The organism is Telluria sp. AC161, from assembly GCF_979258535.1.
This window is the reverse complement of record NZ_OZ409861.1, coordinates 2,431,105-2,451,183: the sequence shown is the minus strand read 5'-3', so window position 1 is coordinate 2,451,183 and position 20,079 is coordinate 2,431,105. Positions and strand designations below refer to the sequence as shown.

12 protein-coding genes are annotated in these 20,079 nt (G+C 66.6%); 4 read left to right on the top strand and 8 right to left on the bottom strand.

Annotated features, from left to right (window positions below):
• Position 1 precedes the first annotated feature (1 nt).
• The 7 genes from ACZ0AJ_RS10925 to ACZ0AJ_RS10895 all read right to left on the bottom strand — a co-directional run bounded on the left by ACZ0AJ_RS10925 (position 2) and on the right by ACZ0AJ_RS10895 (position 11,855).
• Complete coding sequence (locus tag ACZ0AJ_RS10925) at positions 2 to 649, bottom strand: response regulator (RefSeq protein WP_499454476.1); 648 nt, start codon at positions 647 to 649, stop codon at positions 2 to 4.
• Positions 650 to 735: 86 nt separating this feature from the next.
• Positions 736 to 2,358, bottom strand: coding sequence for a sensor histidine kinase (locus ACZ0AJ_RS10920; protein WP_499454474.1), 1,623 nt, complete (start codon positions 2,356 to 2,358; stop codon positions 736 to 738).
• A gap of 13 nt (positions 2,359 to 2,371) precedes the next feature.
• Positions 2,372 to 3,031: a response regulator gene (locus tag ACZ0AJ_RS10915; protein ID WP_499454472.1), complete on the bottom strand. Its 660-nt coding sequence runs from the start codon at positions 3,029 to 3,031 to the stop codon at positions 2,372 to 2,374.
• Positions 3,032 to 3,261: 230 nt separating this feature from the next.
• Positions 3,262 to 4,941 carry a hypothetical protein gene (locus ACZ0AJ_RS10910; protein WP_499454471.1) on the bottom strand — a complete coding sequence of 560 codons (1,680 nt, stop codon included), beginning with the start codon at positions 4,939 to 4,941 and terminating at the stop codon, positions 3,262 to 3,264.
• 14 nt (positions 4,942 to 4,955) lie between these two features.
• Complete coding sequence (locus tag ACZ0AJ_RS10905) at positions 4,956 to 9,779, bottom strand: hypothetical protein (RefSeq protein ID WP_499454804.1); 4,824 nt, start codon at positions 9,777 to 9,779, stop codon at positions 4,956 to 4,958.
• An 84-nt stretch (positions 9,780 to 9,863) separates the two neighbouring features.
• The gene (locus tag ACZ0AJ_RS10900) at positions 9,864 to 11,174 is read right to left on the bottom strand and encodes an NEW3 domain-containing protein (RefSeq protein ID WP_499454468.1); all 1,311 of its coding nucleotides are present in this window, start codon (positions 11,172 to 11,174) and stop codon (positions 9,864 to 9,866) included.
• Between the two features lie 129 nt (positions 11,175 to 11,303).
• Positions 11,304 to 11,855 (bottom strand): hypothetical protein, encoded by a 552-nt coding sequence (locus ACZ0AJ_RS10895; RefSeq protein ID WP_499454803.1) that lies wholly within the window; start codon positions 11,853 to 11,855, stop codon positions 11,304 to 11,306.
• 319 nt (positions 11,856 to 12,174) lie between these two features.
• Between ACZ0AJ_RS10895 and ACZ0AJ_RS10890 the strand changes: the two genes are divergently transcribed.
• From ACZ0AJ_RS10890 to ACZ0AJ_RS10875, 4 genes are read left to right on the top strand one after another with little or no spacing between them, the layout of a single operon-like run.
• On the top strand, positions 12,175 to 13,872 hold the full coding sequence (locus ACZ0AJ_RS10890) for a methyl-accepting chemotaxis protein (RefSeq protein WP_499454465.1): 1,698 nt from the start codon (positions 12,175 to 12,177) through the stop codon (positions 13,870 to 13,872).
• Between the two features lie 17 nt (positions 13,873 to 13,889).
• Complete coding sequence (locus tag ACZ0AJ_RS10885) at positions 13,890 to 14,708, top strand: CheR family methyltransferase (protein WP_499454464.1); 819 nt, start codon at positions 13,890 to 13,892, stop codon at positions 14,706 to 14,708.
• On the top strand, positions 14,705 to 15,196 hold the full coding sequence (locus ACZ0AJ_RS10880; RefSeq protein ID WP_183553253.1) for a chemotaxis protein CheD: 492 nt from the start codon (positions 14,705 to 14,707) through the stop codon (positions 15,194 to 15,196). The genes ACZ0AJ_RS10885 and ACZ0AJ_RS10880 overlap by 4 nt, the downstream gene beginning before the upstream one ends.
• A gap of 17 nt (positions 15,197 to 15,213) precedes the next feature.
• Positions 15,214 to 16,782 carry a chemotaxis protein CheW gene (locus ACZ0AJ_RS10875; protein ID WP_499454463.1) on the top strand — a complete coding sequence of 523 codons (1,569 nt, stop codon included), beginning with the start codon at positions 15,214 to 15,216 and terminating at the stop codon, positions 16,780 to 16,782.
• Between the two features lie 95 nt (positions 16,783 to 16,877).
• Here the strand turns inward: ACZ0AJ_RS10875 and ACZ0AJ_RS10870 are convergent, their stop codons facing one another.
• The gene (locus ACZ0AJ_RS10870) at positions 16,878 to 20,078 is read right to left on the bottom strand and encodes a hybrid sensor histidine kinase/response regulator (protein ID WP_499454799.1); all 3,201 of its coding nucleotides are present in this window, start codon (positions 20,076 to 20,078) and stop codon (positions 16,878 to 16,880) included.
• Between the last annotated feature and the right edge of the window lies 1 nt (position 20,079).

The following is a 20,079-nucleotide window of genomic DNA, read 5'->3' as shown; positions in this document are numbered from 1 at the left end:
CTCAGGGCGCCGGTGGCAGCGCCGATGTCACTGCGGCGCGCAGGGCCGCGAGCGGCGCCGGCTTGGTCAGGTAAGGTACATCGTCGGGCAGGCCCATCGCCAGCACGGTCGGTTTGTCCATGCCGCTGATGACCACCATCGGCATCGACGCGGTGGCCGGATTGCCGCGCAGGCTGCGGATCATGCCGAAGCCGTCCATGCCCGGCATGCGCAGGTCGCTTACCAGGATATCGGGGCGCGCCTGGCCGATGCACATCATGGCTTCGAAGCCGTTGCTCGCCTTGCGCACGGCGAGATCCATGCCCCAGGTTTCGATTTCCAGTTCGTACAGGCGCAGCAGGGTCGCGTCGTCGTCGACAATCAGTACCGTGCGCGCGGGGCCCAGCGGCAGGATCGGGCGGGCACTGCTCGCCATGGCGGGCGGTGGAGCAAGAACGGCGCGACGCCCGTCGAGCAGGCGCTCGACCGAGGCATTGGTGATGCGGCGATGGCCGCCCGCCGTCTTCCATGCCTGCAGCGCGCCGTTCTCGACCCACATCTGCACCGTGCGGTGCGAGACGCCGATCCGCTCGGCCGCTAGCCGGGTGGTGCAGAAGGCCGACCGGTCACAGGCGGGCTCAGTATTTTCTTGACGGTCGGCAATTTTCATATTTGCTGATTTTACCGGTTCGAATTGGGCTGTCAAGGCAAACCGGACGGTCTCGTCGTCACTGATGGGCACTTGCAACACCAGCCTTACCGACCGGCCGATGCTGGCCCGTCACCGGTATTGGCCACCGGCAGATAGAGGGTGACTTCAGTGCCGACGCCGGCCTCGGATTCAAGCGCAATGCGCCCGCCGTGCAGATCGACGATCTCCTTCAGGATCGTCAACCCCAGGCCGCTGCCTGGCGCTGACGAATCGCTGTCCACGCGATAGAAAGCGTCGAAGACCTGGGCCTGCTGCTGGGGCGTCATGCCGATACCGCGGTCGCGCACGCGGATTGCCACCATCGGCCGTTCGCCCCACTGTTCGGGCGCGGCGCGCAGCGAAATCGGCGTGCCGGGGGCTGAATACTTGATGCTGTTGCTGACGATATTGGTCAGCGCCTGCTGCATCTTCTGGGCATCGGCCGCCAGTGGCGGCAGGCCGGGCGCGATGTCGGTGCTGACGCGGTGTGCCTGGCCGAGGCCCTCGAGGGATGCCAGCGTCCGGCTCACCAGATCGTCCACGGGGACAGCGTCGATCTTCAGTTCGTCCCGCCCGCCCGCTTCGATCCGCGCCAGGTCGAGCATCTGGTTGACCAGGCCGACCAGGCGGCCGGATTCGCGGTGGATGATTTCCACCAGCTCGCGGCTGACGACCGGGTCAAAGTCGCGCTTGAGCAGTAGTTCCGAAAAACCCAGCACGCTCGACATCGGCGTGCGCAGTTCGTGGGTTGCGGTGGCAAAGTGGCGACGGCGCCGTTCATCGATGGCGCGGTTGCGTTCTTCAGTAGCGCGCCGCTGCGAAATGTCGCGCACCGTCACGGCAAACTTCGGGCGCGCCGCCCACATCATGCGGCAATACGAAAACTCGACCGGGAAGCGGCTGCCGTCCAGACGCCGCGCCAGCGCCTCGTAGCGCGCGCCTTCGCGCAGGTGACCCGAGCGGCGCAGGCGCAGCAGGTCTTCGTCCATCAGTTCGCGCAGCGGGCGGCCGGCCAGCAGCGGGCCGGTCGCGCCGAACAGCTTCTCGGCTGCCGGGTTCGCAGCCACGATATTGCCTTGCGCATTGAGCATCAGGATGCCGTCGGGCAGGTGGGCGACCAGCGCCTTTTCCCAGCCTTCGGGCGCAGGGCGACCTGCCGGCCGCGCACGCAATTCGTCGCCGGCGATGGCGGCCAGGTCGCGCAGCGTGGCCATCTGCTCGTCATCGAAATGGCGTACCTCGCGGTCGATCACGCACAGCGCGCCAACCCGGCTGCCGTCCGGCGCGGCCAGCGGAATGCCGGCATAGAAGCGCACGTCCGGCGCACCGGTGACGAACGGGTTATGGGCAAAGCGGGGATCGAGGCGCGCGTCGTCGATCACCAGGCCATTTTCGTGCTCGATGGTGTGGGTGCAGAACGAGGTCACACGCGTGGTCTCGTGCAGGTCGATCCCTACGCGCGACTTGAACCACTGGCGGTCGGCGTCGACCAGCGCGATCAGCGAAATGGGCACGCCGAGCAGGCGGCAGGCCAGGCGCGTGATGCGGTCGAACCGTTCTTCGGGCGGGGTGTCGAGCAGGGCGAGTTCGTGCAGCGCGCGCACGCGGGCCTGGTCGGACTGGGGGATGGATTGCGGGGCAGGCAAAGTCGGGGCAACAAGGGGGTGTCGGTCCGGCTCGGAATGCATGATGTTGATCCTGTCAGGCGCGCGCAGCCGCCCCGTCGATGTCACTGAAGATGCGTTCGATCCGGGCGCGCAGTTCAGGGAAGCGCACCGGCTTGGCAAATACCGGGATGTCATCGGGCAGGCCCATCGACCTGATGGTTGCAGGGTCGAGGCCGCTGATGACGATGATTGCCATATTGCCATAGCGCGGGTCGGCGCGCAGTGTACGAACCATGCGGAAACCATCCATGCCCGGCATGTTCAAGTCGCTGATCAACAGGTCGGGCCGCGCTTCGCCGATCCGGATCAGCGCATCGAAGCCGTCGCGCGCCTTGATCAGCTGGGCGTCGAGGCCCCAGCCCGACATTTCCAGCTCGTACAGGCGCAGCAGCGTTGCGTCGTCGTCGGCCATCACGATGCGCCGGCCGGCAGGCGCTGACCGGGCAGGGGACGCCGGTGGAGGTTGACCGCCGGTTACTGCATGATTGCGTTGCGCAACCAGGCGGTGTACCGAGGTGAGCAGGATACGGCGGTGGCCACCGGCGGTTTTCCAGGCTTGCAGCACGCCGCTTTCGACCCAGAGTTGCACGGTCCGGTGCGACACGCCAAGCAGGCTCGCCGCCTCCTTGGTCGAGCAGACTTCTGCGGAAGCGGGGTCGGTCGGCGCCGACGCTGGGCTGCTGTGCGATATCATGAAATAGAATTGTGCAGGTGGTTAAAAGCCTCCCGACCGGGGGGCCGACGATCCACTCCGTTGCGTGTCGCAAGGGCGACAGCGCATCGGAAATTGCGGGATCCAGCCACCTGGATGCGTAACGAATACACATAGGCAAGTCAACAATCTATCAAATTATCACAAATTACGATAGTGAAACGTGATAACTCGTTTCTATATTGTAACTTGCGGTCATGAACAGCGGTGCATTATTGTACTTTTACCGTCACTGTCACGGTGCCACTGGCCCCCGGCGCCAGCGTGCCGGTGATGCCCCATTCGATCTTGCCATTGGCGCCCACGTCGGGTTTGGCGGCCACCGCGCAGGCCAGGCCCGAGGGCAGGGTGCCGCAGCTGCTGTCGGCATAGGTCGTGAAGGCCGGCGTGGTGTCTTCGATCTTCAACTGCGTCAGCGTGGTGGTGCCGCTGTTTTCGAACGTGATCGTGTACAGGATCGTGCTGCCCGGCGTGGCGTTGGCCTTGTCCACTGCCTTGGTCAGCTTGAAGTCGTCGCAGGTCTGGCAAATGCCTTCGACTGTCACCACGATTTCGCCCAGGCCGATGCCGAGCAGCTTGAGCAGCGGATCGGCCACGCCCGTGAGCACCGGCGCGATCAGCGGGCTGACCACGTTCTTGACCAGCGTCTTGACGAGCGGTTCGACCGCGCCCTGCAACAGCCCCAGGGTCGGCATGCTGCGAATCTGCAGGTTCGTCGCCAGGCTGTTGGCCGCATTCGTGATGAAGGTCGTGCTCGAGGTCACGGTGCGCGTCTGCGGGAACGTGCCCGACATCGTCACGCTCGTCGAGAACGGCGCCTGGCCACGCACGATGCTCTTGATGTCGAGCGCAATATCGACCGGCAGCAGCCCCAGCGCGGCGGCCCGCAGCGATCCGATCGTGCCGAAGTCGACGTCCGAGTCGAGAATCGCGCGGCTGCGGTTGAAGAACACGCTGTCGTCGATCTTGCCGATGAAAATGTCCGACACGCCCGGCGCCACCTGCAGCGTGACGGCCTTGGTCGCGGCACTCACGGCGGAAAGGCTGCCCTGGCCGCGCGCGACTTCCACATACACGTCCAGCTTGCCGATGCCGACCGACGCGCTTTGCAGCAGTCCCGTACCGAGCAGCGAATCGGTGGCCGGCGTCAGTGACACCAGGTCCATCTTGAGCTTGAGGCGGATCGCGGCCGAATGGAAGGTCGAACCGGTCGGCCCGCACACGTACACCGGCGGCTCGATCACCTGCGCATACAGTTGCAGGTTGTTGACCACGCCAGTCGCGCCCAAGAGACCACCCGAAATCCCGACCGGCTGCGGCGTGGTCAGCACGTTGCGGCGGTTGTACAGCTGGACCAGTCCAGTGAACATGTCCAGCGCATTGATCGTGCTGGTGCCGAGCGACCCGGTGTCCGCCGTGACCTTGAGCAGGTCGCCCAGGCGCACGGTGCCGCCCACGCCATTGAGTTGCGAGGCCAGGCCGGACAACGCACCGGCCAGCTGCGGCTTGGCCTCGGCCTGCGCCTCGACTGCCAGCGCGTTGGCGATCTGCACCAGCGTGACGTTGGCGCTCAAAGCCTGCGCCGGGGTCGATACGCCCAGGTCGGTCTTGAGCACGTTCAGGAAATTGAGCAGGTTCAGGTTGCCGCCGGCCAGTGCGTTCCAGTCCACCGCATTGAGTGATGTACCGGTGCCGAGCATGCCGCCCAGTAGCGGGCCGAGCAGGGCGCTCTTGCCGGTGTCGACGCTGGCCAGGCGCGGGCCGGCGGTGATGCAGGCGCCGGTTACCGTGCAGTCGGCCTTGGCGGGCAGCGTGCCGAGCAGGCAGGCGAGGGCAACGAAGACGCTCAGCCAGGCGTGGCGCAGGCGGGACGGGAGCAGTGCGAAAGTCATGTCGGTATCCTTGATTACTTGAGCAGGTCGCCCGAGAGCAGGCCTTGCAGCGTGTTCTCGTCGAACTTCATGCGTACCCGGAAGTACACGCCCTTGGCAGTGGCGTCGGCGCCGGCCAGGTCGCGTTCCTTGAAGCCGAGCAGGTTGTAGCCGGCCGAGACCCACATATTGCGTTGCAGCTGGTAGCCCGCCTCGATGCCGGCGGCGTACTGGCGGCCGCGCGTGTCGCGGTCCATCAGCATCTGCGCGGTGGCGCCGATGTCCCAGTCGGCATTGATCTCGTGGGTCACGCGGCCGGCCACCAGGTGGCTGACCGTGCGGTTCGACAAGCCGCTCGACTGGTCCATTGCCATCTTGGCGGCGTAGCGGGCGCTGACCGTGGTGTCAGTGCGTAGCTGCCAGTTGGCGCCGACCGAGACGGCGTGCACGGCGCGCTTGAGGTCAGCCAGGCCGTCGTCGCGTTCGAGCTTGTACTCGTACTTGGCCAGGCCGTTCAGGCCGATCGACTGCAGCGCGCGGTAGGCCACGCCGCTTTGCAGCAGCTCGGTCACGCGCATCGTCTTGCTGGCATTCGAGCGGGTCGCGGCCAGCGTATTCTTGCCCAGGAAGGTCCAGCTGTCGTCGATCTTGTAGGCCAGGCCCAGCGTCGAGAGCAGGCCGTCGCTGTCGGCGCCGTGGCGCAGTTCGAGACGGGCGTTACCGGTCCAGGTCGGATGGCGGCTCACTTCGATGGCGCCGGTCAGCGCGATCGCTTCGTTGTTGTTGGCGCCCGAGAGCACCTTGACGCGTTCGAAGCTGGTGTTGGCGCGCACGCCGTCGCCCAGCGTCCACAGATTGCGCAAGCCCAGGGCTGCTTCGGCCTGGCGCTCGCCGGTCACGGTGCCCGCTGGCGAGGTGCCGCCGGCGCGGTATTCCGAGAACACGCGGCCGTCGTGCATGTAGTCGGTGTCGACGCCGAACACGGTGGCGTGGCGCTGCTGGCCCTGATTCAGCGCATAGGTTGACCCCAGGCTGCTGATCAGTTCATGGCGGCCGTACACGCGGCTGCCGCCGGCAAAACGGTAGTCGCCGCCCAGTGCCACCATGCGGCGGCCATTGTCGTGGATATCCTGTTCGCCTTCGACGAACACGCCGGCCTGCGGCAGGCCAGGGATCTGCATGCCCAGTTTGGCGCGCACGCTGGTCAGGTCGGGCTGGGCCACGATGACCCCGGCGCCGCCTTCTTCACGTGAATGGCGCATGCCCACTTCGGCTTGCAGGCCATTTTCGAACGCGTAGCCGGCGAAGAGCTGCACGCCGTTGCGGGTGGCGTCGGTGGTCAGGTCGGCCGTGTGCAGGCCTTCCAGGCCGACGCTGGTGCGCTCGGTGAAGCGGTAGCGCACATTGGCGCCGCCTTCGGTACGGCCTTTCGGCAGATTGGCCGATGGATTGTCGAAATTGGCGTCGGCGCGGCCCAGGAACAGACGGCTCTCGAGCTTGCCGTCGGTGCGGTTGGCCTCAAAGCGTGCGGCGCGGCCCGACAGGCCGGCTTTTTCCATCTGCGCCGCTTCGACGATGACGACAGTTTTTTCGTCCGGCTTGACGCTGGCGTTGACGCTCACCAGGCGGGTCGGGGCGGCCGGATTGCGGTCTTCGACGGCGCTGGCGCCGACCTCGACGTGGCTGCCGATCTGGTACTGGGCAGCGACTCCGCCGACCAGGAAGCGCGCACCGTTCTGGTCGACTTCGTATGCCAGACGCAGGCTGACCGGGTTCAGGTTCTCGTCCAGGCTCGGCACCGGGGCGCGCAGCAGGATACGGCCACTGAGCGGATCGATGTCGTAGTCGACGTAGCGCACCAGGGCGCGGCGCGACAGGATCACGCCGGTCTGGTCGCGGTCACGCACGATGATTTCGATGCGCTCGCTGTTGATGACCATCAGGCCGCCGCCGGTGAGGAACGGGCCCGAGGTGCCGTTGGCGGCAAATTCTTCGACCATCTGACGGGTGCTGTCGTAGCTGAGGAACGAGTCGACTGTCAGGCCATCCAGTTCGGCGTGCTGGCGCAGGCCCGTCAGGTTGCGGTTGTAGGCGCCCAGGTTGCGCGCCGCGGTGACGCCCGGCGGCACGAAGTCGCCGAACATCACGTACGAGCGGTTGCGCTCGGCCTTGACGTACAGGCGGCCGGCCGATTGCGCCTCGAAGCCGCGGCGCGCGTCGTCGCCGTAGGTCGGGTAGAACGCAAACGGGTTGATGTCGCGGAACATCTTCGGTTCGGTGTCCTTGTCCGAGTCATACGACATGGTCAGCAGCGTATCGGCGCCGATCTGGCCCTTGGCGAACATCGCGGCGCGGGCGCCGGCATTGACGGTCTCGCCCCCGGCCACATGGCGCAGGCGGTCTTCGAAGCCATCGAAATCGCGCAGCGGCGTCGCGGTATTGCCGCGGCTGCGGTTCAGGCTGAAGGCGCCTTCGACGACGCCGGCCGCCACCATCGGGCGCAGGGCTGGCAAAAAGCGCAGCGTGTTCTTCGCGCGCAGCAGGCCACTGGTGGCTTGCAGGCGGGCTTCGCCGGCGTCCGGCGCCGTGCGCAGGGCGAATTCGGCGCTGCCGCCTTCGACGAAGACCTGGTGGCCTGGCTCGCGTGGATCGAGGTCGGGCTGGTCCCACTGGCCGGCGCTGGCGTCCAGCGTGACCGGGGTGCGTTCGGCGATCAGCACGCCATGGGCGTCTTCGAGGCGCACGGCGACCATCGCCAGCGAGCGGCCGTCGGCCGGCGCCGATTCGGCGAGCGGGGCGACCGACAGGCGCGCCAGGGCGCCCGGCACGACCACGTCGACGACGCTGCTGCCGCGCGGGTTGCCGAAGCTGTCGGTTTCGCGCACTTCGATCAGGTTGTGGCCGGGCTTCAGGGTCACGCCGACATAGTCGCGCAGCTCGAGCGCCTGCGCCGCCACCGTGTCCTGCTTGCCGATATGGCTGTCGTCCACGGCCACGCCATCGACCAGCAGCGTGAAGCTCGAACCGGCGCCGCCCTTGACGCGGATGGTCGGCTGGGCGTGCGGCAGGATCGCGCCGTCGGTCAGGCCGACGAAGCCCAGGCGGTTGGTCACGGTGGCCAGGTCCAGCTCGGGCGCGGCTTTTGCTGCGGCCGGGCCTGGGGCGGTCAGCACGGCGGCCGAGGCCAGCACGGCGCGCAGGCGGGCGGCCCGGGCCTTGATCGCCTCGAGCACGTCGGGATTGCAGCCGCTCAGCGCGAAATCGGCGCGCGCCAGTTCGCCGTCCTTCAGGTCGACGAAGCGGCTGCCGGCGTCGCCCGCATTGCGGTTCGACAGCACGGCCAGCTGACCGGCCAGCATCGTGCTCAGGTCGACTTTCGCCACGTGGGTGCGCGGGGTAACGTCGGCGAAGCTGTAGCGGCCGTCGGCATCGGTCTGCGAGAAGCTGCCGTCTTCCAGGTAGATGCGCACGTCGGGAATGCCCGGCTCGCCCAGGTCGCGCTGGCCATTGACATTGCAGTCGGCGAACACGTCGCCCAGGATGAAGCCCTTGCTGCTGAAGATGCCGGCTTCGACCTTGACTTTGGCCGCGGCCACCGACGAGACCAGGGCCAGCGGGGCGCCGCTGGTGGCCTGGGCGCGGTTGATGCCGTCGCCCTGCAGCGCGCCGCCGCCGATGCGCACGCGGTAGCGCAGCACGCGGTTCGATTTCGCGGCCAGCGTATCGAGGGGAATGCGCAGCGTCGGGCCGCGGTTCTCGAACCGGTCGGTCACGAGCGCGCCATCGATGCGCAGCGTGCCTGGCACGAAAGAAAAGCCGGCCGGCAGGCGGTCTTCGACCACGACATCCACCAGCGCCTGTTCGGCGGTGTTGTGGACGCGCACCGTGTAATCGAGCACGTCGCCCACTTCGACGATGGCGCGCGACGCGTTCTTTTCCACGTACAGCACGCCCGGGATCGGGTCGAGCGGCACGTCGATCGTGACCACGCCCGAGGTTTCGCTGACGATGAACTCGCCGCCGAACGAACCATACAGGTTGGTCGTGCGGCCCGCGGGCAGTTCGCCGATGGCGCGTTTCGACGGGAAGCCGTAGTTCGACGGCGGGGTCACCTGCAGGCGGTACAGGCTCGGTGCCACCAGTGGAAACTGGTACATGCCGCCGCCATCGGTGATGACGGTGCTGGGCGCCGGCGTGACGCCATCCACGCCGAATACGCGGGCCGGTGCACCTGGCGCGCCGCCGTTGCCGGCGCCGCTGATGTCGATCAGGGTCACGGTCGCACCTGGTAGCGGCAGGTTGCTGCGGCTGTCGTAGACGATGCCGATCGGGTCGACCAGGATCGCGGTCTGGATCATGCCGCTGCCGCAGCCTTCGACGGTGGCGAGCAGGGTGTCGTTCTTCATGACTTCGATGATGCCGTCGTTAGCGTCGTCCTCGTGGTCGTCGTCGTCGTTGTGGCTCGCGGCGACGGCGCTGAAGCGGTATTCGCCGGTGTCGGCGCCCGTCTCGCGCGCCGGGAACGCTTGCCGGTCGCCAGTCAGCGTGGAGACCAGTGTCACGCTGACCTGCTCGGCAACATTTTTGTCGGTGTTGCACTCGGCGGCATCGACCTGGAGGAACAGGTTGCCGTTGAGCTCGGTCGCACGCGCCACGCGGCTGTAGGCGGCCGAGGTGAAATACGTGATCGAATCGGGGCGCACGGCGCGCACGGTATTCGATTCGATGGTGATGCTGGTGCCGGCCGCGCCGACGAAGGTCGCGCTGGCACGGTTGTTGATGGCGGCGCCCGCGTCGCAGGACAACCACAGGACAAAGCTCATGCAGAGAAATACGAGGTGTCGGAGGAAGGTCGTCATGGCGCGCGCGGGAGTCTGGGAATTCGAAGGCAGCGCCGCCGGAGCGGCGCTGCGTTGGTGTGGCAATGGTGTACGTTGGTGTACTTAGTCGATCTTCACGCCGAAGGCCATCGTGTTCGACTGGCCCGGGGCCAGATTGCCGACAGTCGCCGAAACGCTGCCGACCAGGCCGGCGGCCGGCGCCAGGATCGAACCCAGCAGCGTGTTGGCCGGGGCGCCGGCGTGGTAGGTCGTGTTGGCCGGGATCGTGTCGGTCATGACCATCGAGTTGATGACGGTCACGCCCTTGTTGGTGCCGACGATCTGGTAGCGGATGCAGGCACCCGGCACGGCGCCAGACGTGATCGGTGCATTGCTGAAGGCGGTATCGGCGGTGCCGTCGCAGTTGGCGTCCAGCGCCTGGGTCTTGACCAGTTCGACGAGCGAATCGGCAGCGGCGACCGTGACGGCTTCGTGGATGCGGTCGGCCACGCCGGTGGTGCCCGAGATGGCGCGGAAGTACAGGTCGGTCGTGCCTGGTGCGGTGCCGGCTGGCGGCGTCACTTCGGCGGTCACGCGCACATTGGCGCCGGCGGCAACGGTGGCGTTGGTGATGACCGCGCCGTTGGCGTCCTTGAACACCACGGTCCAGCCCGTTGGCAGGACTTGCGTGCCGAACGTGCCGTCGGTGCTCGCCTGCAGATTGAAGGTGTCGGGGCTGCCACCGGTGTTGTTCAGGAACAGGACGAACGAGGTCATCGTGCCTGCGGTCGTGGTCTTGGTTTCCACGGCAGCGGCTTCGACGCCCGGGCCTGCGCCCGGTGCACCGGCGCCGGCCGAGTTGGCGGTGATGTCGATCACGGCGCCGGCCGAGACGGTGGTGGTGTCGATGCTGGCGGCGGTGACCGCGCCGTTGAAGCCGCTGGTGGCACGGACGGTCAGCACGTTGGTGGTGCCGTTGGCGGCGCCGGCCGGCAGCGCGGCGACGGCCACGAAGCGGAAGGTGGCGCCGGCAGCCAGCGGGCCGGTGCTCGTGATCGGGATCGCATTGTCGGCCACGCCGTCACCATTGGCGTCGGCATAGAACACGACGCCGGTCATGTTCAGCGTGCCGGTGTTGGTTTGCGACAGGGCGAAGGTATCGCTGCCGTTACCGGTGTTGGTCACGCTGTGGGCGTAGGTGACCGAGGTGCCGGCGCCGGCGCTCTTGGCGGTACCGGCCGGCATCGTCAGGCTGGCGACCTGCTGCACGGTCGTGATCACGGTGTTCGACTGGACCGTCTTGGTGCCGGTGGAATCGTTATAGGTGGCGGTGGCCTGGTTGGTGATCTGGGTGCCGGCCGCAGTGGCGGCGTAGGCGCCGTTGGCGGTTGCCAGCAGCGCTGCTGCGGCGACGAGCTTGAGATGGGTTTTCATGGCTGCTTCCTTGTAATGGGACTTGCGTGAGTCAGAATCGAACAGGGTGATCTGGGTTTTTTGTTAATAAAAAGACAACTATTTGCACAGTGTTGCAGAGCGACGCCGAAACGTCAGGAAATCAACGGGTCAGGAGCGCGCGAGCCTGGCCGACGGCGGGACGGCGACACGCATGCGCGAAGTCACGGTTGCGGCCTTGCCGGGCGCGAGATCGCCCAGCTCCCAGCGCAGGAAGCGGTATTGCTCGGGCGGGACCGGCTCGACGGTGCGGCGACCGTTGCGCATCACTTCGCGGGTCAGGGGCAGGGGACTGAACTGCTTGCCATCGAGACTGGCCTGGACCGCTTTCGGGGCGGCGCTGCCGTCGAGGTAGACCATCGCGCCGTCCGGTACCGGCAGCGTTGCCGCCACCCCCTTTGCGGTCGACTTGCCGTGGTTCTGGTAGGTGACCTGGTATTCGATCGTGTCGCCAGGATTGGCCTCAATGGCAGGCACCAGCTTTTCGCCGCCCTTGTCCTGGGTGACGACCTGGAAGGCTTGCAGACGTACATCGACTGCCTGCGTATCGGCAGCAAACACCTTCGTACCGGCCAGCACCGTGATCCAGAACAGCAGGATCATCACGATGCGCATGGACAGGGGATGCGTTTCAGTCAAACGGAGAGGGTTGGAAGTGGTCATGGTTTCGTTTTTACTGGATTGTTGATGTGGGGAATTTTATCGTCTTTACTGAATTTCTCAAGAAAAATATTTCGTTTTGACTTATTTGGTTGCTCAGAGGGAACATGTAGAACACGGGCTTAAGGCGTCTGCTCGTCTAAAAAATGGGGCTTCTCACCTGTAACAGGGAAAGTTGTTGTTTTAAGGCAACAATAAATCAGGCAGAATCAATACTCTGACTTTGCTGGATTTACTGTTTGTGCGAAATGACGGATGATGCAGACATGCACCCGTTGCGTCGTCGCCCGCAGCGCCCTTATTCACCTATCTCACTGAATTTATGGAAACGATCTATCTGGAATCGCCTGACGCACTGCAAGACCTGCGTGCGATCTACTCGGCGCTCGACGGCGCCCAGGCCATCGTCGAATTCGATTTGAATGGCAACATCCTGCGCGCCAACGACAACTTCCTGAGCGTGACGGGTTACACGGACGCCGAGCTGGCAGGGCGCCATCACTCGATGTTCTGCGAGCGCGAGCTGATCGATTCGCCGGCCTATGCCCGTTTCTGGCAAGACCTGGGCGCCGGCAAGTCGGACCGCGCCGAATACAAGCGCATCGCCAAGGGCGGGCGCGAATTCTGGATCAACGCGTCCTACAATCCGGTCAAGGACAGCTCGGGGCGCGTCGCCAAGATCATCAAGTTCGCCACCGACATCACGGCCGAGAAAGTGCGCGCCGCCGAGACGACCGGCCTCGTGTCGGCCATCGGCCGCGCACAGGCCGTGGTCGAATTCGACATGAGCGGCGTGCTGCTCGACGCCAATGCCAACTTCCTCGACCTGCTCGACTACGCGCTGGAAGACGTGCGCGGCGAACACCACCGCGTGTTCTGCGACGACGAATATGCGTCGAGCGCGGCCTATCGCCGCTTCTGGGGCAAGCTCAACCGCGGCGAATTCGACGCCGGCCGCTACAAGCGCCACGGCAACAACGGCAAGACCGTGTGGATCCAGGCGACCTACAACCCGATCTTCGACGCCAACGGCAAGCCGGTCAAAGTCGTCAAGTTCGCCACCGACATCACCGCCCAGGTGATGCTCGAAGAAGCTGCCGTCCAGCGCGCCGAAGACGAGCGCCGCAAGGTCGGTCTGCTGCTGGAACAGGTGGCGCGCGCCTCGGCCGGCGACCTGACCGGCACGATCGACACCAGTGGCGCCGAGCCCCTCGACGAACTGGGCCGTGGCGTGATGAAGATGATCGGCGACCTGCGCGGCGTGATCGGCGACGCCGTCTCGGCCGCCGGCAAGCTCAATGTCTCGTCGCGCACGATTGCCGACCGCTCCAACACGGTGGCCGCCAGTGCCCAGGCGCTGGGCGCGACGGTCGAGCAGATGAACGCCTCGGTGGACGGCCTGACCGCCTCGATCAACACGATTGCCCGTAGCACGCAGGAAGCCAACAGCCTGGCCCAGTCGACCCGCGACGAAGCGGAAATCGGCGCCAAGGCGATTGCCCGCTCGATCGAAGCGATGGCGATGATCAACCAGTCGTCCGAAGACATTGGCGAGATTGTCAAGGTCATCGGCGAGATCGCCGGGCAGACCAATATGCTCGCCTTCAATGCGGCCATCGAAGCGGCGCGCGCCGGTGAGCACGGCCTGGGCTTCTCGGTCGTGGCCGACGAAGTGCGCAAGCTGGCAGAGCGCTCGTCGCAGGCGACCAAGGAAATCTCGAAGCTGATCAATGAATCGGTGCGCCGCGTGGCGCAGGGCAGCGAAATCTCGCGCCAGGCCAGCGAAGCGTTCGACCGCATCACCAGTGGCGTCGGCAAGACCTCGCTGGCGATCGCCGAGATCTCCGACAGCGCCAGCGAGCAGTCGCTCACGGCCAAGGAAGTCTCGGCCGCGATCCTCTACATCGCCCAGGAAACCGAGCGGTCGGCCGGTTCGTGCGACAGCATCGCCCGTTCGACCGAGGGCCTGAACGAGCACGCGACCCATCTGAACAACACTGTCGCCCGCTTCGTGGTCTGAAGCACGAGGAAACGGCCATGGAACTGCGCGACGACCATTTTTCCGCCCTGATCGCCCTGGTGCGCCAGCACACGGGCATCGCGATGAACGAGCACAAGCGCGTGCTGCTGCAGGGGCGCCTGCTCCCGCGCCTGCGCGCGCTGGGCATCGCCTCGTGGGCCGGCTATATCGAGCGCCTGGCCAGCGACCGCACCGAGGTCACGTCGTTCATCGACTCGGTCACCACCAACGACACGGTGTTCTTCCGCACGCCGGCCGTCTGGGCCTGGCTGTCGGAGACCTTCCTGCCGGCGTTCGCGGCGCAGGGCCGCGCTGCGCCGCTGCGCATCTGGTCGGCCGCTGCCGCCACCGGTGAAGAGGCCTATTCGCTGGCCATGAGCTGCCTCGAATTCCAGGCGCACGCACCCGGCCTGCGTTTCGAGATCCTCGGCACCGACATCTCGCATGCAGCGCTGGCCACGGCGCGCGCCGGCGCCTACCGCGGCCGCAGCGTGGCACGCTTCGAGGCCGATCGTCCGGCCCTGTTTCGCAAGTACCTGGTCGCGCATGGCGACGGCGTGCAAGTCGATCCAGCCGTCGCGCAGCACGTGCGCTTCGACCAGCACAACCTGCTGGGCCGCCCGCCACAGGGCGCCGCGTTCGACCTCGTCATGCTGCGCAATGTGCTGATCTATTTCGACGCCGAGCACCAGCAGCAGGTGCTGGCCGGCGCCCGGGCCGCGATGGGACCAAGTGCCCGCCTGGTCCTGGGCGAACAGGAATCCATCACCCGCCTGCAGACCGCGTTCGCGTTCGAGCAGGCCCATGTCTATCGTATCGGCGGAGAACCATCATGAGTATGCAAAGCCTGAGCCAGATGTCGCATGTACTGTCCGGCCAGATGCAGATCGGCCACGGCCACCAGGTCCTGACCGCGCTGCTCGGCTCCTGCGTCGGGATCGGCATGATCTGGCGCAAGCAGGGCCGCTGCGGCCTGGCGCACTGCTTCCTGCCCGATGGCGTGGAAGCCGGCGAGGGCTCGGCCCGTTACGTGAGCGCCGCCGTGCCGCGCCTGCTGGCGATGATGGGCGTGCGGCGCGAGCAGTACGACGAAGTCGACGTCGTCATCGCCGGCGGCGCGCGCATGCTGAACCTGCGCCCGGTGGGCGGCGCGGTCGGCACCCGCAATATCGAAGCGGCCCGTTCGCATTTGTCGCTGCGCGGTCTGCAGGTGAGCTTCCAGGACGTGGGCGGCTCGCAGGGCCGGCGCCTGTCGATCGATTGCGATCAACAGACATTCAGCGTGGTGCGCATCGCGCGCGAACAGGAGGCGCTGGCAGCATGAATATGGAGACTGCAACGATGACTGATGTTCACGCGGCCGTGACGGCCATCGAACAACAGATGGCCGGGGCTGCGCGCGTGCTGCGCGAAGCAGCCGGCATGGAAGTGATAGGGACGTTCTTCCTGGCCGGCCAGGAGTTCGCACTGCCGGCACTGAACGTGCGCGAAGTGGTGGGCATGCCGGCGCGGATCACGCCGATCCCATTGTCGCCACGCTGCCTGGAGGGCATCTTCACGCTGCGCGGCGCAGCGATCCCGCTGCTGAATCTGGGCCGCATCTTTGACGCGGCTGCACCCGGTGTGACGGGCGAGCAGCGCGTGGTGATCATCGACGTCGACGACATCCAGGTCGGCCTCGTGTTCGACGCCACCGGCGAAGTGCTGCGCGTGCGGCCCGAGCAGCGCGCTGGCCTGCACTGGCAACAGGACGCTGCGCGCGGCGTCATCGCCGGCACCATCACGCTGGCCGATGGCGCGCGCGTGCTGCAACTGCTGGACGCCGATGCGCTGGTACGGATCGATAACGTGCCGCAGGTGCGCGCCCATGCCAGCGTGGCGCGCGACGCCTGGCGCATGCGCTTTCTGCGCCAGGCGCAGGGCCGCAAGTGCATCTCGTTCACTGTCGGCGGCCTGCGCTTCGCGCTGGCGATGGAAGCGATCCAGGAAATCATGCGCGTGCCCGAACTGCTGCCATCGGTGATGGTGGGCCGCCTGTGCAAGGGCTGGCTGAACCTGCGCGGCGTGCCGGTTGGCGTGGTCGATTTCGGCGCGTTGCTTGGTTGCGGCCCGTCGCAGTCCGAGCCCCTCGATGCGCGCGTCCTGATCATGCGCGTCGGCGACGAGCAACTGGGCCTGCTGGTCGATGCGGTCGACGACATCCGTCCGTACTTCGACACCGACATCCTGCCCATCCCGCTGCTGGGCACCGCGCGCGGCGCGATGTACCGCGGCTGCCTGCCCAACGCCGAACTGGGCGACAGCCTGTTCCTGGCCCATGACCATCTATTCTCGGAGTCCGAAGTGAGCGACATCTGCGCCGGCCATCGCCGCCTGTATGCACAAGAAGCCGGCGCCGCCTGCGCTGCCCGCAAGATGACCGGTGCGCGCCAGGTGTACCTGGCATTTTCGCTCGACACCGGCTGGGCCGCCGACATCAGCCAGGTGCGCGAGATCGTCGACTTCAACGGCGCCGTCACCCGCCCGCCCGGCATGCCGGCCTGCGTGCACGGCATGCTGCAGGTGCGCCAGCAGATGGTGTGCGTGATCGACCTGCGCCTGTTGTACGGCATGGCGCCCTTGGCAGGCGCGCCGGCGACCGATGCCGCGCGCCGCATCCTGGTGCTCGAGCACGACGGCGAGCGGTTCGGCCTGATCGTCGACCGCGTCGACACCATCCTGTCGCTGCCGGACACCCAGCGGCGCCCATCGCCGCAACTGCTGCGCGTGAACGGCCCGCAAGACATGCGCCAGGACAGCGCCGAAGTGCTCGAAGTGCCCGGCATCGACGGGCGTGAGGATGTGTTGACGCTGTTCGACAAGGAGAAGTTCATCGTCACGTTGCGCGGGCAGTTGGGCGCGGTGCACTGAGCCACGCTGCCTCGTCATTACGTAGGGTGGACGGCTACGCCGTCCACGCGGTGAACGTTGACTTCAACGTCATCCGGTAAGCAATCAACACCGCGTCAGGCCAGCCGCTCCAGCAACGCCTGAAGCTGCTGCGCATCGTACGGCTTGGCCAGAATCGCATCGGCAACGCTGGACGCCTGACTGGCCCCGCTGGCAAACGCGATGCGCGTCTGCGGCAGGCGCGCCTTGACCTTCAGGGCCAGTTCATCGCCCTGCATCTTCGGCAGGTGCAGGTCGGTCAGCACGATGTCGGGCGCCTGGTCCAGCAAGTCCAGCGCGGCTTCGGCATCGGCCGCTTCCATCACCTCGTACCCCAGAAAACGCATCAGTTCAGCCGTGTTCTCGCGGATGGCGTCGTCGTCTTCCACCAGCAGCACGCGCGCCTTCGCCGTCACCGGCGCCGCCACAGTGGCCGGCAGACTGGCCGCCAGCAGCGCATTCTTCTGCTGCTGGTTCGACAGCACGTGCCGCACCTTGCGCGCCAGGTTGTCGCGTGTGTATGGCTTGCCGAGCAGTTCAACGCCGGCGTCGAGCCGGCCGCCGTGCACGATCGCGTTCTCGGTATAGCCCGACGTGAACAGCACCGCCACCTTCGGCAAGCGCTCGCGCGTCTTTTTGGCCAGCTCGGGGCTGCGCAGGGGCCCGGGCATCACGACGTCGGTAAACAGCAGGTCGATGTGGATGCCGCTGTCGACCACCGTCAGCGCCGCGCTGGCGTCGTTGGCGCGCAGCACGCGGTAACCCAGGTCGGTCAGCATGTCGACGACCGTCAGGCGCACCTGTTCGTCGTCCTCGACCACCAGCACCGTCTCGTGGCCGCCCGTGACGGGTTGCAGCAGCGGCTCGCCCGCGTGATCCTCGACCTGCAGGGAACGGGGCAGGTAGATCTTGATCGTGGTGCCTTCATCGACCTCGCTGTAGATCTTGACGTGACCGCCCGATTGCTTGACCAGGCCATACACCATCGACAGGCCCAGGCCCGTGCCTTTGCCTTCGGGTTTGGTGGAGAAGAACGGCTCGAAGGCCTGGTCGATCACGTCCTGCGGCATGCCGCTGCCGGTGTCGCTCACGGCCAGCATCACGTACTGGCCGGGCGTGACTTCCGGGTGTGCCAGGCAATAGGTGGCGTCCAGCGCCGCATTGGCCACTTCGAGCGTCAGGCGCCCGGCGCCTTCCATGGCGTCGCGCGCATTGATCGCCAGGTTCAGGATCGCGTTCTCGAGCTGGGCCGGGTCGACCTCGGTGGTCCACAGGCCGCCCGAGATCACCATCTCGATGTCGATCTCTTCACCCAGTGCGCGCCGCATCATGTCGTCCATATTGCCCAGCAGGCGCCCGATCTTGACCGCCTTGGGTTCGAGCGGCTGGCGCCGCGCGAACGACAGCAGGGAGCTGGCCAGCTTGGCGCCCCGTTCGACGCCGCTCATGGCGTTCTGGACGCGCTTCTGGATCTCGGGCAGGCCGTCGGCGCGGCGTGCGATGAGTTGCAGGTTGCCGCCGATGACTTGCAGCAGGTTGTTGAAGTCGTGCGCCACGCCGCCGGTGAGCTTGCCGATCGTTTCCATCTTCTGCGACTGCCGCAATGCCGCCTCGGTGCGGCGCATGACGTCCATCTGCGCCAGGTCGGCGCTGATGTCGCGGCCCACGGCGTGTACGTACTGCAGGTCGGGCGACGCGGTCCACGACAGGTTGCACCACGAGCCATTCTTGCGCTGCCAGCGATTCTCGAAGCGGTACACCTGGCCACCGGCCCGCAGCGCCTCCATCTGCTGCGCCGTCACGGCGCGGTCGTCGGGATGCACGAGCGCCAGCATCGGCGTGCCCAGCACCTCGGCCTCGGTCCAGCCGAGGATGGCCGTGAAGGCCGGATTGACGGCGAACAGCGTGGCATGCAGGTCGGCCACCAGCATGATGTCCTTCGACAGACGCCACATGCGGTCACGTTCGGCGGTGCGGCGTTCGACCCGCTCTTCCAGGCTTGCATTGGACAAGGCCAGTGCGTCGGACGCGCGCTTCTGGTCTTCGATGTCGATGCTGCTGCCGATCCAGAGCGACGCTTCGCCGGCCTCGCCCGGGGAGCGGTGGGCGCGCACCAGATGCCAGCGGTACTGGCCGTCGTGGCGGCGCAGGCGGATTTCGGCGTCGATCGGCGCGCCCGTCGCCACGCTGGCCTGCCACACGGCGCGGTAGCGTTCCATGTCGTCCCGATGCACGATCGCCTGCCAGCCCAGGCCCAGCGCATCGTCGGGCGACGTGCTGCAGCCGGCGTACTCGCGCACGCGGTCGTTGATCCAGTCGACACTGCCGTCATCGTGCGCCGCCCACACGTGGTTGGGCATCGCTTGCGCAAAGGTGCGAAAGCGCGTTTCGCTCGCGCGCAGCGCGCGCTCGGCGTGCACCCGCTCGGTGACGTCGTTGCCGAGCACGAAGGTGGCGAACAGGGCGCCATCGGCGTCGCGCAGCGGCTGCAGCACGACGTCGATGAAGGTGCTGGTCGGCCCGTCCTGGCCGGGATTGTTCAGTACCAGTTCGACACCTTCGGCGCGAAACGCCGCGCCATCGGCGAAACTGCGATCGAGCTGCTCGACCAGGCCATGCGAGGCCAGTTCGGGCAAGGCCTGTGCCACCGGCATGCCGAGCAGGGGCCGCCTGCCGGTCAGCGTGCGGTAGGCGTCGTTGGTGAGCGCGTAGTGGTGTTCGGGGCCGTCCAGCAGGCACATGAAGCCCGGCGCCTGCTCGAACATCGTGTGCAGGCGCGCGCGCTCGGCCTGGATATGACGTTCGGCCTTGACCTTGCTCGACGTCTCGACCACGACCGCCATGACGCCGGCGACGATGCCATCTCCGTCGCGGATCGGCGAATAGTCGAGGTTCATCCAGACCTGCTCGGGCGGCCCGCCGCGGTGCAGTGTGAGTTCCTGGTCGCGGTAGCTCAGCGTGCCGCCCGCCAGACCAACGCGCATCACGTTGTCGTTGAACGCGGCCACCTCCGGCCAGCCTTCGCGCACTTTCGAGCCCAGTAGCATTGGGTGGCGCCCGCCTGCGATCACCCCGTAAGCCTCGTTGTAGATCATGTAGCCGTCCGGGCCCCACAGTGTGGCGATCGGCGTCGGCGTGGCCATGATCAGTGCGACGGTTGTCTTGAGCACGCTTGGCCAGGCGTCGATCGGGCCGAGATCGGTGGCGTGCCAGGGGTAGGCCAGGACCAAACGCGAGGTTTCGTCGTTTTCGGGCAGGAAGGGCAGGCTGGCTGGCATC

What these genes read in the sequence shown, in the direction of transcription:
- ACZ0AJ_RS10880 (WP_183553253.1), top strand. Translation starts at nt 14,705, where the DNA reads ATGAGTATGCAAAGCCTGAGCCAGATGTCGCATGTACTGTCCGGCCAG.
- ACZ0AJ_RS10895 (WP_499454803.1), bottom strand. Translation starts at nt 11,855, where the DNA reads ATGACCACTTCCAACCCTCTCCGTTTGACTGAAACGCATCCCCTGTCC.
- ACZ0AJ_RS10920 (WP_499454474.1), bottom strand. Translation starts at nt 2,358, where the DNA reads ATGCATTCCGAGCCGGACCGACACCCCCTTGTTGCCCCGACTTTGCCT.
- ACZ0AJ_RS10890 (WP_499454465.1), top strand. Translation starts at nt 12,175, where the DNA reads ATGGAAACGATCTATCTGGAATCGCCTGACGCACTGCAAGACCTGCGT.
- ACZ0AJ_RS10915 (WP_499454472.1), bottom strand. Translation starts at nt 3,031, where the DNA reads ATGATATCGCACAGCAGCCCAGCGTCGGCGCCGACCGACCCCGCTTCC.
- ACZ0AJ_RS10870 (WP_499454799.1), bottom strand. Translation starts at nt 20,078, where the DNA reads ATGCCAGCCAGCCTGCCCTTCCTGCCCGAAAACGACGAAACCTCGCGT.
- ACZ0AJ_RS10875 (WP_499454463.1), top strand. Translation starts at nt 15,214, where the DNA reads ATGACTGATGTTCACGCGGCCGTGACGGCCATCGAACAACAGATGGCC.
- ACZ0AJ_RS10905 (WP_499454804.1), bottom strand. Translation starts at nt 9,779, where the DNA reads ATGACGACCTTCCTCCGACACCTCGTATTTCTCTGCATGAGCTTTGTC.
- ACZ0AJ_RS10885 (WP_499454464.1), top strand. Translation starts at nt 13,890, where the DNA reads ATGGAACTGCGCGACGACCATTTTTCCGCCCTGATCGCCCTGGTGCGC.
- ACZ0AJ_RS10910 (WP_499454471.1), bottom strand. Translation starts at nt 4,941, where the DNA reads ATGACTTTCGCACTGCTCCCGTCCCGCCTGCGCCACGCCTGGCTGAGC.
- ACZ0AJ_RS10900 (WP_499454468.1), bottom strand. Translation starts at nt 11,174, where the DNA reads ATGAAAACCCATCTCAAGCTCGTCGCCGCAGCAGCGCTGCTGGCAACC.
- ACZ0AJ_RS10925 (WP_499454476.1), bottom strand. Translation starts at nt 649, where the DNA reads ATGAAAATTGCCGACCGTCAAGAAAATACTGAGCCCGCCTGTGACCGG.